Annotated in this window: 16 protein-coding genes; 14 read left to right on the top strand and 2 right to left on the bottom strand. The window is 52.4% G+C overall.

Annotation, left to right across the window (positions count from 1 at the left end):
• Positions 1–155 precede the first annotated feature (155 nt).
• Together EVJ22_RS06345 and EVJ22_RS06340 are read left to right on the top strand one after the other, a co-directional pair.
• Complete coding sequence (locus EVJ22_RS06345) at positions 156–2453, top strand: glycoside hydrolase family 65 protein (RefSeq protein ID WP_131443518.1); 2298 nt, start codon at positions 156–158, stop codon at positions 2451–2453.
• 145 nt (positions 2454–2598) lie between these two features.
• A complete protein-coding gene (locus EVJ22_RS06340) occupies positions 2599–3447 on the top strand; it encodes a YitT family protein (RefSeq protein ID WP_131443517.1) in 849 nt (282 codons plus the stop codon).
• Between the two features lie 51 nt (positions 3448–3498).
• Here the strand turns inward: EVJ22_RS06340 and EVJ22_RS06335 are convergent, their stop codons facing one another.
• Positions 3499–4311: a Cof-type HAD-IIB family hydrolase gene (locus EVJ22_RS06335; protein WP_070327821.1), complete on the bottom strand. Its 813-nt coding sequence runs from the start codon at positions 4309–4311 to the stop codon at positions 3499–3501.
• Between the two features lie 164 nt (positions 4312–4475).
• Here EVJ22_RS06335 and EVJ22_RS06330 point away from each other — a divergent pair, with 164 nt between their 5' ends.
• The 11 genes from EVJ22_RS06330 (at position 4476) to EVJ22_RS06280 (ending at position 11232) form a co-directional block, all read left to right on the top strand.
• Entirely contained in the window at positions 4476–4670 is a 195-nt protein-coding gene (locus tag EVJ22_RS06330; RefSeq protein ID WP_131441566.1) for a YjzD family protein, read from the top strand.
• Positions 4671–4738: 68 nt separating this feature from the next.
• On the top strand, positions 4739–5158 hold the full coding sequence (locus tag EVJ22_RS06325; protein WP_131441565.1) for a thioredoxin family protein: 420 nt from the start codon (positions 4739–4741) through the stop codon (positions 5156–5158).
• Entirely contained in the window at positions 5155–5940 is a 786-nt protein-coding gene (locus EVJ22_RS06320) for a phosphatidylserine decarboxylase (RefSeq protein WP_131443516.1), read from the top strand. Before EVJ22_RS06325 ends, EVJ22_RS06320 begins: the two co-directional genes overlap by 4 nt.
• Positions 5941–6079: 139 nt before the next feature.
• Positions 6080–6706, top strand: coding sequence for a YqeG family HAD IIIA-type phosphatase (locus EVJ22_RS06315; protein WP_070327818.1), 627 nt, complete (start codon positions 6080–6082; stop codon positions 6704–6706).
• A gap of 133 nt (positions 6707–6839) precedes the next feature.
• On the top strand, positions 6840–7952 hold the full coding sequence (gene yqeH, locus EVJ22_RS06310; protein ID WP_016508207.1) for a ribosome biogenesis GTPase YqeH: 1113 nt from the start codon (positions 6840–6842) through the stop codon (positions 7950–7952).
• Positions 7949–8734: a shikimate dehydrogenase gene (gene aroE / locus EVJ22_RS06305; protein WP_071399265.1), complete on the top strand. Its 786-nt coding sequence runs from the start codon at positions 7949–7951 to the stop codon at positions 8732–8734. The genes yqeH and aroE overlap by 4 nt, the downstream gene beginning before the upstream one ends.
• A gap of 5 nt (positions 8735–8739) precedes the next feature.
• Positions 8740–9036 (top strand): ribosome assembly RNA-binding protein YhbY, encoded by a 297-nt coding sequence (gene yhbY / locus EVJ22_RS06300; RefSeq protein WP_016508126.1) that lies wholly within the window; start codon positions 8740–8742, stop codon positions 9034–9036.
• Positions 9033–9602: a nicotinate-nucleotide adenylyltransferase gene (locus EVJ22_RS06295; RefSeq protein WP_131443515.1), complete on the top strand. Its 570-nt coding sequence runs from the start codon at positions 9033–9035 to the stop codon at positions 9600–9602. The genes yhbY and EVJ22_RS06295 overlap by 4 nt, the downstream gene beginning before the upstream one ends.
• The gene (yqeK, locus tag EVJ22_RS06290) at positions 9592–10149 is read left to right on the top strand and encodes a bis(5'-nucleosyl)-tetraphosphatase (symmetrical) YqeK (RefSeq protein WP_071399267.1); all 558 of its coding nucleotides are present in this window, start codon (positions 9592–9594) and stop codon (positions 10147–10149) included. Before EVJ22_RS06295 ends, yqeK begins: the two co-directional genes overlap by 11 nt.
• A 10-nt stretch (positions 10150–10159) precedes the next feature.
• Complete coding sequence (gene rsfS, locus EVJ22_RS06285) at positions 10160–10507, top strand: ribosome silencing factor (protein ID WP_070327814.1); 348 nt, start codon at positions 10160–10162, stop codon at positions 10505–10507.
• Entirely contained in the window at positions 10507–11232 is a 726-nt protein-coding gene (locus EVJ22_RS06280; RefSeq protein WP_131443514.1) for a class I SAM-dependent DNA methyltransferase, read from the top strand. Before rsfS ends, EVJ22_RS06280 begins: the two co-directional genes overlap by 1 nt.
• A gap of 41 nt (positions 11233–11273) precedes the next feature.
• On the opposite strand, the gene EVJ22_RS06275 is transcribed toward EVJ22_RS06280, so the two are convergent.
• Complete coding sequence (locus tag EVJ22_RS06275; RefSeq protein WP_131443513.1) at positions 11274–11687, bottom strand: VOC family protein; 414 nt, start codon at positions 11685–11687, stop codon at positions 11274–11276.
• A gap of 152 nt (positions 11688–11839) precedes the next feature.
• Here EVJ22_RS06275 and EVJ22_RS06270 point away from each other — a divergent pair, with 152 nt between their 5' ends.
• Positions 11840–12427 (top strand): DUF2238 domain-containing protein, encoded by a 588-nt coding sequence (locus EVJ22_RS06270; RefSeq protein ID WP_070327811.1) that lies wholly within the window; start codon positions 11840–11842, stop codon positions 12425–12427.
• Positions 12428–12449: the final 22 nt, after the last annotated feature.

Raw genomic sequence — 12449 nt, 5'->3', positions numbered from 1 at the left:
GAATGAAAAACTTTTATGCAAACGATTGCATTCTCGGTGTAGTCGTGTAAAATGAGAGGTGAGATTAAAAATACAGCGCTTTCATAGACAAGCGGTTGTACGATTCGGTTGTCTACTGACAAGTAGCCTTGTAGAGAAAAAGGAGTGGCAGACAGATGAAACGATTGTTTGCAGTCGATGAATGGAAAGTAACGGAAGAAGGGCTTCACTCGAACGATAACCGTCTCGCAGAATCGATCACCTCGCTCGGTAACGGGCACATGGGGATGCGCGGGAATTTTGAAGAAGATTATTCAAATGATACGCACCAAGGATTTTACGTGGCGGGCGTCTATTATCCCGATAAGACGCGTGTCGGTTGGTGGAAGAACGGATATCCAGAATACTTCGCCAAAGTATTGAACGCGACGAACGTGGCCGGCCTGCGTGTCGCGATCAACGGGACGCCTGTTGACTTGGCGAAGTGGGAAGTCAAAGGCTTCACACGCGAACTCGATATGCAGCGTGGTGTTCTCACACGGACGTTCACGCTCGTGAACGGAGCCGAGGAGACGAACGTCGAAGTCGTCCGCTTCTTCTCGATCGTCGACAAAGAAATTTTGGCGATTCGCTACAACGTCACGCCGGTGAACTATGAAGCGAAAATCGAATTCACTCCTTATCTAGACGGGGACGTCGTCAACGAAGACTCGAACTACGATGAGAAATTCTGGTTGCCGGTCGAACATGGCGTCGAAGAACGGTTCGGTTTCGTCACGACAAAAACGAAGAAACTTGATTGGCATGTCACGGCGTCGATGATCGCTGACGTCGAAGGTGCACGCTGTGAAGTTCTCGATGCTACCGACCTCTACGTCGCTAACCGTTTCACGGTCAAAGCGGCAGCGGGTGAGACGGCAACGGCGTACAAGTACGTCTCGGTCGTCACGAACCGTGACCACGAAATTGACAATTTGCAAGGAGTCGGTATGCAGCGCGTCGAAGCCGCGTTCGAAAAAGGGTTCGAGACGCTCTTGGCAGAGCAGACGGAAGCTTGGCTCGCTCGTTGGGAAAACGCGGACGTCCGCATCGACGGCGACGCGGAAGCGCAACAAGGCATCCGTTTCAACATCTTCAACATGTATCAAACGTATACGGGCGAAGACTCACGTCTCAACATCGGACCGAAAGGGTTCACGGGCGAGAAGTATGGCGGCGCCACGTATTGGGACACGGAAGCGTATTGTCTCCACTTTTACTTGGCGACGACGAAGCCGGAAGTGTCGTGGAACTTGCTCAAATATCGTCACAATCAATTGCCGCAGGCGAAAGAGAACTCGGTCAAAAACGTCGGGATGAAGGGCGCCTTGTATCCGATGGTGACGATGAACGGTGAAGAGTGCCATAACGAGTGGGAGATCACCCATGAAGAGATTCACCGGAACGGTGCGATCGCCCACGCGATCTTCAACTACACGAACTTCACGGGCGATAAGTCGTACCTTGGACAATACGGACTTGAAGTGTTGGTCGAGATCTCGCGTTACTGGGCCAGCCGCGTTAACTTTGTACCACACAAAGACGTGTACATGATCCTAGGCGTCACAGGTCCGAACGAATACGACAACAACGTCAACAACAACTGGTACACGAACTTGATCGCCGCTTGGACGCTCGAGTACACGCAAGAAGTGTACAACTACTTGAAAGAAGCAGAACCGGCACGACTCGACGAGTTGACAGCAACGCTCAACTTGACGGATGCGGAACTCGCGAAGTGGGCTGATATCCAAACGAAGATGTACTATCCGAAAGACGACCTCGTCCCGGACGTGTTCATGCAGCAAGACGGGTTCATGGATAAAGAGCAAATCTTAGTGAAAGACCTTGATCCGAAACACTTGCCACTTAACCAAAATTGGTCGTGGGACCGCATCCTCCGTTCGAACTTTATCAAGCAGGCGGACGTGCTCCAAGGCCTGTACACGTTCAGCGACCGCTTCACGCTCGAGCAAAAACGTGCGAACTTCGACTTCTATGAGCCGCGTACGGTGCATGAGTCGAGCTTGTCGCCTTGTGTCTACTCGATCGTGGCAGCTGAAGTCGGTTATGAAGACAAAGCGGTCGAGCTGTACCAACGCTCAGCCCGACTCGACCTTGATAACTACAACAACGATACAGAAGACGGTCTTCACATCACATCGATGGTCGGTTCGTGGATGGCAATCGTCCACGGCTTCGCAGGGATGCGCGCCCTCGAGACCGAACTCACGTTCAGCCCGATGATCCCGAAAGATTGGGACGGTTACTCGTTCAACGTGCTCTGGCGCGGCCATCACTTGACGGTCACATCGACGCGTGAACAAGTGACGATCAAACAGACAAATGGAACGGACGTTACGATTCGTGTGTACGGAAACGCGGTAACGGTTCCGGCGAATGATTCAGTGACAATCGAGACAGTGAAAGCGTGACCAAACGTATCAGGTCAACAAGTCGGCTTCGGCCGGCTTGTTTTTTTGTGATACAGGCAGGCACATCGCAGTATTTTTGTTGTAGGCATGGCTTTGAATGTATGTTATCTTGATGCTTAGCTAATTTTGAAAGGGGAGACAGAACTTGACGGAATCCGTTAAAGAACACGCGCGCATCGGGATTGTTTCGATCATCGGGGGAGTGTTCGTTGCATTATCCATGACATTATTCTTAATCCCGGCGGGGGTTTACTCGACTGGGTTTACGGGCTTGGCCCAAATTTTCACGACCTTATTTGCCGGTACGCCGTTTGAGCTCGGTGAAGGCATTTGGTTCTTCATCTTGAACGTACCGCTTTTAGTCGTCAGTTATTTTATGCTCGGAAAGAACATGATGATCCATACGTTGATCAGCGTCGCCTCGGTCACCTTGTTCATTCGCGTACTTCCGCAAACGCCTCTCCTCTCGGACGATCCGCTGTTGAACGCCGTATTCGGCGGGGTATTGCTCGCCATCGGGTCAGGCATCACGATTCGGTTCGGTGCCTCGACCGGAGGGTTTGATATCGTCGCCCTCATCCTAGCGAAGTTCACGAACAACTCGGTCGGCGTCTACTTGTTCCTCATGAACATGATGATCGCGCTTGGGGCCGGTGCTTTGTTCGGATGGCCGACGGCGCTGTATACGATCGTCTTCTTGTATGTGACGTCGAAAGTCATCGATGAGATTTACACGAACACGCAGCGGCAGACGCTCTTCATCGTCACGAATCATCCGGACGAAGTGACGCAAGAGTTGCACCAACACGTGTTCCGCGGCATCACGCTCATGCCGGCGATCGGTACGTATTCGAAAGTCGAGAAAGCGACGCTCATGATGGTCGCCCAACGCCACGAAGTCCGTGAGATCACACGTATCTGCAAAGATGCCGATTCACACGTCTTTATTAACGTCGTTCCGACTGAAGACGTTGAAGGGGCGTTCCGACGCTAAACAATTTAGAAACGTCAAAAAACCCGCTGAACGGTTTTCAGCGGGTTTTTGTTATGATTTGATGCCAAATTTCTCTTCGAGGTAGATGGCGATGCCGTCATCCATGTTCGAAGCGGTCACTTCGTTGGCGACGACTTTGAGCTGGCTGATGGCGTTGCCCATCGCGACGCCCGTGCCGACGTAGTCGAGCATTTCGAGGTCGTTCTCTTCATCGCCGAACGCGATGATGTTCTCACGGCTAATGTTCAAGTGCTTCGATACTTCGCGAAGGCCGAGCGCCTTCGATGTATTTTGGCTCATGACTTCGATCATGTGCTCGGGCATACGCCATTGACGGTTCAAGACGGCTTCGGCGTGCACTTTGTTCAAGCTGGCCCGGACGTTGTCGACGTGTTCTTTCGTCGCGTGAATCAAAAGCGACGTCGGCTCGTCTTGCAAGTGCTTGAGCAAGTCACCCGATGTGACGCTGAGTGCCCGTTCGGCGTAGGGACCGTAAAATTCTTGCGGGTCTTTATGGAAATAGACGTGGTCGGTCACTTCGACGACGATGTTGTGGGCTTTCGTCTCCGATACTTCTTCGATGATGTCGTGTGCTGTTTTAAGTGGGATCGGACGGTGTGTGACCGCATAGGACGTATCTTTCGGGTGATGGACGAGCGCTCCGTTGAAGTTGATCAAAGGCGTCGTCAAGCCGAGTTGTTCATAATACATGATCGAGTGGCGATGGGGCCGTCCTGTTGCGATCATGACTTCATGGCCGGCATCACGAGCCGCTTGAAGAGCGCGGATGTTCCGTTCGCTGATCGTCTTGTCATCTCGTAACAACGTACCGTCTAAATCGACTGCGATTAAATAACGTGACATAAGTCATCCTCTTTTCTACATTGTGTACTATTTCTCTGACCGTACCATATTTCACGTTTCGACGGAAAGAATATACAATCGAGGTCGCATATTGTACGGCAACAATGATATACTATTGCCGTATGGAATTTTATGAATCATCTGTGAGATGGAGGGGACTTTCGATGCGTTACTTAGTCACATTGTTCTGGGCGATCTTGCTTTCGAATACAGCAGTCTTTATCATTTCAGCTGTCGATGGCGTGACGTTCAATGCGGTGCTCGCAACAGCCTTTGGCGTGGTCATCACAATCTTTATCGCGTTCTTGGATACGCTTAACCAAGACATGGGAATCAACGACGTCGCCCAAGAAAAGTAAGACGTCCACAACCAAACTGGCTCATATCCGAGTCAGTTCTTTTTATACACATTTAGGAGGGATCGACCATGAAAAACAGTGCCAAACGCGCCAACTTCATTACGTTCGCCATCATCGGTGCCATCATCGTGATCGGGATCGCGCTCTTATTCTTCTTGAATAATGCGAATGAAGAGACCGGCGTCAACGCCGTGTCAGCGGACGAGCTCGAACAGAAAATTGACGAAGAAGAAGAGGTCGTCGTCTATTTCTGGCAGACGGGTTGCGAATATTGTGAGCAAGTCAAACCGTATGTCGAACCACTCATCGAAGAGTATGACGCCGTCTCGATCAACTTGGCCGATCATGACGTCTGGACGACCTATGGTATTAACGGAACACCAACGATGATTCGTTTTAAAGACGGTCAAGAAACGGGTCGTGTCGAAGGTGCCGTCTCGGAACAACAATACGAAACGTTCTTTAAAAACGAGGAGGCCGCACAGTGATCAAAAGCCGCTTGTATCAGACGTTGTTTGAATTGAATGCGACACCGTTCATCGCCAAGCGGCTCCGTCAGTTCGCCGAATCGAAGGCGAGCCGCGCGTTCATCCCGTCGTTCGCGAGAACGTATCAAATCGATATCGCTGAAGCGGCAGAGCCGATCGACGCTTATCCGAGTCTGCACGCCTTTTTCACGCGCCACTTGAAAGACGGGGCGCGCCCGATCGATGCAAACACGGACACGGTCGTATCACCGTGCGACGGACAGCTGTCGATCGTGTCCGCCATAACAGACGAGAGTCGGTTTGAAGTGAAGGGGCAGTCGTATACGCTCGCCGAGATGCTCGGTTCACAGTCAGAGGCGAGACGGTATGCCGGCGGGACGGTTTGCGTGCTCTACTTGAGCCCGCGTGACTACCACCGTGTCCATGTCCCGCTCGCGGGCCGAGTGCTCAGCCATTACGAGCTCGGCGACCGTTCGGCGCCGGTGAATGAACTCGGTTTGACGGAGACGGTCCGCCCGTTGTCACGTAACTATCGCCGTGTCACACGCTTTGAGAGCGTGGCCGGACGTTACGAGCACATCATGGTCGGCGCTTTGAACGTCAATACAATCGAATGGACCCATGACGGCGAACGTGTCGATAAAGGGGCCGAGGTCGGTTACTTCTCGTTCGGCTCGACCGTCATCCTCTGTTTTGAGAAAGATCGTGTCGTCATCGACCCGGCGAAAATCGGTCCGGTCCGGCTCGGTGAAGTCATCGGTTCGATTCAATCGAACTCGTGACTGGTAAGTGAATAGACAACAATTTTCTGGCCGGTCAAACGAGACACTAGTCGTTTGGCCGGTTTTCGTATAACATAGAAGGGATATCAATACTTGTATAAGCTGTTGAATCGCTTTAGCTAATTGGAGGAATACAAACGTGTTTAATCGACTTTATCCGAAACAGTTCGTCGCGTCAGTATTTGACATCGACCTTGAAGACTTGAAAGACCGTGGTGTCCGCGTCATTTTGACGGACCTTGATAATACACTCGTGGCCTGGGACGTCCCGCACGCACCTGAGCTTCTTTTGCTATGGCTCGAGAAAGTGAAATCACATGGACTCGATGTCATCGTCGTCTCGAATAATAACGAGAACCGCGTGCGCACGTTTACGGAACCGCTCGGTCTTCATTATGTGGCGCGTGCGAAAAAACCGTTGCCGTCTGGGTTCAAGCAAGCACTTGCCAAGTACGGCTATTCAACCAAAGAAGCGATTTTCTTAGGCGATCAAATCTTCACCGACGTGCTCGGCGCCAATATGGCAGGCATTCACGTCGTTCACGTGCAGCCTGTCGTCAAGACGGACGGTCTCGTCACGAAGTTCAATCGCATGCTGGAGAAAGTCGTATTCGCGCATATGAAGCGTCGCGGGAAGTACGTGTTGATCACGAAAAAAGTGGAGGAAATCGCAGTCGATGCGAAGCGGGCCAAAGTGGCCGTCGCTGAAAAGATCGGCGAGGCGATGCACTCACGTTCAGAAGATTCACATAAAAAAGATAAATAAGGGCCTCGAACGCATAGGAAGAAGGAGGCTGTCTTGTACGGCGCGTAAGACGTCGGAATTAACGCTTCAGGAGTAGCGGCGAGGCGCTACGAAGAATGAAGAAGAGGAAACTTAAAGGACAGCACATACGAATATGGAAGAAACGAAACGTTATTGCGCCGGTTGCGGCGTTCTCATTCAAACAGAAGACCCGACAGCAGTCGGTTATGCACCAAAATCGGCACTGGATCGTGAGATCGTCATATGCCAACGCTGCTTCAAATTGAAGCATTACAACCAGATCCAAGACGTCGAATTGACGGACGATGACTTCTTGCGCATCTTGAACGGAATCAGCGCCAAAGAAGCGCTCGTCATCAAAATCGTCGATATTTTTGATTTCAACGGAAGCTGGCTCCCGGGACTTCAACGTTCGGTCGGATCGAACGATGTCTTGTTAGTCGGGAACAAAGTCGATCTACTGCCGAAGTCGGTCAACCCGAACCGAATGGCGAACTGGATGAAGACCGAGGCGAAAGAACTTGGTTTGACGCCGGTCGATGTCCATTTGATCAGCGCTAAAAAAGGTCACGGCATCGACGAACTAGCAGAGAAGATCGAGTACTATCGCAAAGGGAAAGACGTCTACGTCGTCGGTTGTACGAATGTCGGGAAATCGACACTCATCAACCAAATCATCAAGCGCTTCGGTGCTGAAGATGAAGCGATCATCACCGTCAGTCATTTCCCGGGAACGACGCTCGACTTGATCGACGTCCCGCTCGACGATGATGCGAACCTGTACGATACGCCAGGGATCATCAACCGCCATCAAATGGCGCATTACGTCGACGCGCGCGATTTGAAGACGATCACACCTAAAAAAGAGATCAAGCCGCACGTGTTCCAATTGAACCCGCAGCAAACACTCTTCTTTGGTGGTCTGGCTCGTCTCGATTATCTGGAAGGCAATAAACGTTCATTCGTCGTCTACATGTCGAACGAGTTGAAGACACACCGGACGAAGCTCGACAAAGCAGATGAGCTTTATGAAAACCATATCGGCAAAATGCTTAACCCGCCGAACGAGAAGACGTTGCAATTGTTGCCGCCGCTCGTGCGTCATGAATTTAGTCTCCGTGACGGCGTCAAGACGGATATCGTCTTTAGCGGACTCGGTTGGGTCGCCATCCACGGAAAAGGTGGACGGATTGCCGCTTGGGCACCAAAAGGAGTCGTCGTCACATTACGCGAGGCGCTCGTATGAGACTGGCCGTCATCGGTCACCCAATCGCTCATTCGCTCTCTCCCTCCCTGCACGAGCAGTGGCTGAGAGCGTCTGGGCTTTTCGGGCGGTATGACGCGCTCGACGTTACAGCGGACGAGCTCGCCCCGTTGTTTCAGGCGATGCGGGATGGGGACTATGACGGGTTCAACGTCACGATCCCGTACAAGGAAGCGGTCATCCCGTTGTTAGACGACTTGGAGGACTCAGCCAAGTCGGCCGGTGCCGTCAACACCGTCTATAAGCGGGACGGACGTTTGATCGGCGCGAACACGGACGGCGTCGGTCTTGTGACCGCACTCGACCCGTACACCGACTGGTCTGGTCGTGTGCTCGTCATCGGGGCGGGTGGAGCGGCCCGCGGGATCATCAGCGCGTTGCCGACCCGAAACGTCACGGTCACGAACCGGACGATCGACCGGGCCGAGCGTCTCGCGAAGACGTTCGGCATCGAGTCACAACCGCTCGGTGATGTCGACGTCGCCCGCTACGACGTCATCATCCAAACGACATCGGTCGGCATGGATGGAGTACAATCCCCGCTTCCGTTAAATGGATTACGACAAAACACCGTCATTTGTGATATCATATATCGTCCACTCGTCACACCGTTTTTAAGCGACGCCACAATCCGAGGCGGTAAAACCGTGAACGGGACTGCCATGTTCGTCGGGCAGGGAGCGTTGGCGTTCGAACGCTGGACAGGTGTGAAACCGGATCAAATTGTCGGAATGAAGTTAATTGAAAGCTTATTGGAGGAATAAAAATAATGTTATCAGGTAAACAGAAGCGATTTTTACGCGCCGAGGCACACAACCTCTCGGCCATCTACCAAGTCGGAAAAAACGGCGTCAGTGAAGCGATGTGCAAAGACATCGGCGATGCGCTCGAAAAGCGTGAACTGTTAAAAGTCCAAGTTCTTCAAAACTGTCTCGACACGCCGAAAGACGTGGCTGGAGAGTTGGCTGAAGGAACGAAGGCAGAAGTCGTTCAAGTCATTGGAAAAGTCATCGTCTTGTACAAACAGGCGAAAGAGAAAGAGAATCGCCAAATCAAGCTTCCATGAGTCGCATCGGGCTGATGGGGGGAACGTTCGACCCGCCTCATCTCGGTCATCTGTTGATCGCCGAGCAGGCGAGAGAACAACTCGAGCTCGACGAGGTCTGGTTCTTACCGGCAGCGATCCCGCCCCATAAGGCCGGGTTCAGCCGGGCGGACGACCGGATCGAGATGACGCGGCGGGCCATCTCCGGTCACCCGGATTTCAAGCTCAACTTGATCGAGTTCGAACGAGCTGAACCGTCATACACGGTCGAGACGATGAAACGGTTGCGGGAGCAGTATCCGGCTGACACGTTCTTCTTCTTGATCGGAGCAGACTCGCTCGATGCGCTCGAGAAGTGGCGCGATTATGAGACGCTGACTACGCTCGTGACGTTCGGTGCGGTCGCACGGCCCGGAAGTCGTTACCGGATCCCGAGCCGAGCTGACGTCCGTACGATCGACATGCCGCAGCTTGAGATCTCGTCGACCGACATTCGGGAACGCACGAAGCGGAACAAGTCGATCACGTATCTCGTCCCGTCTGAAGTCGAAACTTATATCAAGGAGCACGATTTGTATGACGTATGAACAGGCACAGGCATTGATTGAACGAACGTTGCCTGAGAAACGGTACATCCATACGCTCGGTGTCGTCGAGACGGCAGAACGTCTCGCCCGAACGTATGGAGAGGACGTGGACCAGGCCCGGCTCGCGGCAATGTTGCACGATTATGCGAAGTACCATGACCGTGACGAGATGCGTCAAATCGTCTTAGACGAGCATCTCGACCCGTTGTTGCTCGAGTTTGATGACGAACTGCTTCATGCGCCGGTCGGAGCGGTCTTGTTAGACCGCGCCTACGACCTCGACGCTGAAGTCATATCGGCCATCAAAAACCACACGACCGGCGAACCTGGCATGGCGCGCCTCGATCAAATTTTATTTGTCGCGGATGCGATTGAACCGAATCGTCGGTATCCCGGTGTCGACGTGTTGCGCGATTTGGCAGACGTTTCACTTGAAGCGGCCGTCGTCGCGACACTGCGCCATACGATTAACTATTTATTGAAGAAGTCGGTGCGGATTTTCCCGCAGACGATTACGACATATAACTATTATTTGAACACACCTTAGGAGGGTCTATATGACTGTAAAAGAAGAACTTGAATTGATTGTAAAAGCTGTTGACGATAAACGTGGGGAAGACATCGTCGTCCTCGACATGGAAGGTATCTCACCGATCGCCGATTATTTCGTCATCTGCCACGGTAACTCAGAGAAGCAAGTCGAAGCGATCGCACGTGAAATCAAAGACGTGGCGGGCGAGAACGATTTGCCGCTTAAAAAATTCGAAGGCATGGACTCGGCACGTTGGGTGCTCGCTGACCTTGAAAACGTCGTCGTCCACATCTTCCACCGTGACGACCGTGACTACTACAACCTCGAAAAATTATGGGCTGACGCGCCGCACGTCGACGTGGAAGTCGGCTAATGACGTACGAAGGGTTCGCCTACGTATACGATGAGTTGATGAAAGATGCCCCGTACGCGGATTGGGTCGCGTTCGTGCGGCGCCACGTCGCGGACGGTGCATCGCTTGCCGACGTCGGATGCGGGACGGGCTCAGCGACGATCCGGCTGGCCGAGCATTACGACACGATCGGTCTCGACTTATCCGAGTCGATGCTCGAAGTCGCCCAAGAGAAAGCGCTCGAAGCGGGCGTCACGCTGCCGCTCTGGCAACAAGACATGCGTGAGCTCGAACTGCCGGCTCCGGTCGATGCCGTGACGATCCTTTGTGACTCGCTCTGCTACCTTGCAGACGAGGCCGACGTCGTCGACACGTTCGAGGCGGTATATGAGCAGCTGAAGCCGGGCGGGACGTTCATCTTTGACGTCCATTCACCGAACAAGATGGAGACGCTCTTCAACCAGAAGACGTACGCGTCGAACGGGGAAGACTGTTCTTACATCTGGTTCGCTGACCCGGGCGAGAAGCCGCTCTCGGTCATCCACGATTTGACGTTTTTCGTCGCGCTCGAGGATGGCATGTATGAACGCGTCGAAGAGACGCACGAACAGCGGACGTATGAGCCAGGGCAGTATATGCAATGGCTCATCGGTGCCGGTTTCCACGTGAAATCGGTCACGGCCGACTTCACGGATCAAGCCCCGGGCCAAAACGCCGAACGAATTTTCTTCGTCGCCCAGAAATAAACGAGACCCTATCGCGTGAAGCGATAGGGTCTTTGTCATGATTAAACCTCGTGACTGAACTGCCACTGGACGCCAAACCGATCCTCGACCGAACCGTAAGCTCTGCTCCAAAACGTTTCCTGAAGCGGCATGAGAATACGACCACTGACAGATAGAGCAGAAAACTCACGAGTGATTGCGTCCAAATCATCCGTCACGACGGCAAGCGTGATGTTTTGACCGAACGTGACCGGACCATCCGGCATCGCATCGGAAAACATGAGCGATGTTCCATGGACATTGAGCCGAGCGTGAAGGACGAGATGGGCCATGTCTTGAGGTACGGCCTCTCCGCCCGAACCAGTCTGATCACCGAACGCCATGATATCAGGCGTGGGTTGTCCGAACACTTGTGCATAAAACTCGAGGGCATGGCGACAGTTCCCATTGAAGTTCAAGTACGGATGGATGGGCATACAAGTTCCTCCTTGAATCATTTTCTTAATTATAGAACATATGTTCGTTTTTTTCAAGTCGATAAAGGATGGCTGCCTCCGCTCGATTGTTCAATCTGATAGGGAAACGGGAATAAGTGAAGAGAGAGTTTCTGAGAAAGAGGGTGCGGAAGATGAAGCTGACACGAGGAAGTATGCTAGAATTCGGATTCGTCTTGTTCATGGGGATTATTCTCATCACGTCAATCATTCAAGGGGAGTGGTTTAACGCGAGTGTCGCCGGGGCGGGAATCGTCTCGGGACTGATTCCGTTCATGTTAGAGAAAATATTTAAAACCGAGTTCGATGCCAAGATGAAAATCGCCTATATTATTTTCTTGTTCGCCTCGCAATATTTGGGTTCGATTGTCGGGTTATACAGCAACGGATGGTGGGACACGTTTTTGCACGTGTTGAGCGGGGTGTTTTTGGCGTTTCTTGGCTTTGATTTCTTTAGTCGTCTCGATGAAGACATCCGGCTCGAGATGCCGAAGCGCTTCCTCTTCGTCTACATCGTCGTCTTCTCGATGGCGGGCGCGGCGCTATGGGAGATGTATGAGTTCACGTCCGACATTGTGTTACGGACGACGATGCAAGGGAACGGGAACGATGACACGATGGTCGATATAATTGCCGGATCGCTCGGTGGGGTCATCGCTGCCTTATTGGTGACAGAAATCCATCGGAAAGAGCAGATTAAAAAGAAGAATGGAACCACCTAAAAATAATAGCGCTTACAAAACG

It is taken from the genome of Exiguobacterium sp. SH0S7, from assembly GCF_004337195.1.
GTDB classification, from domain to species: Bacteria; Bacillota; Bacilli; order Exiguobacteriales; family Exiguobacteriaceae; genus Exiguobacterium; species Exiguobacterium aurantiacum_A.
The sequence above is the reverse complement of the archived record's forward strand: the minus strand, read 5'-3'. Positions and strand labels throughout refer to the sequence as shown.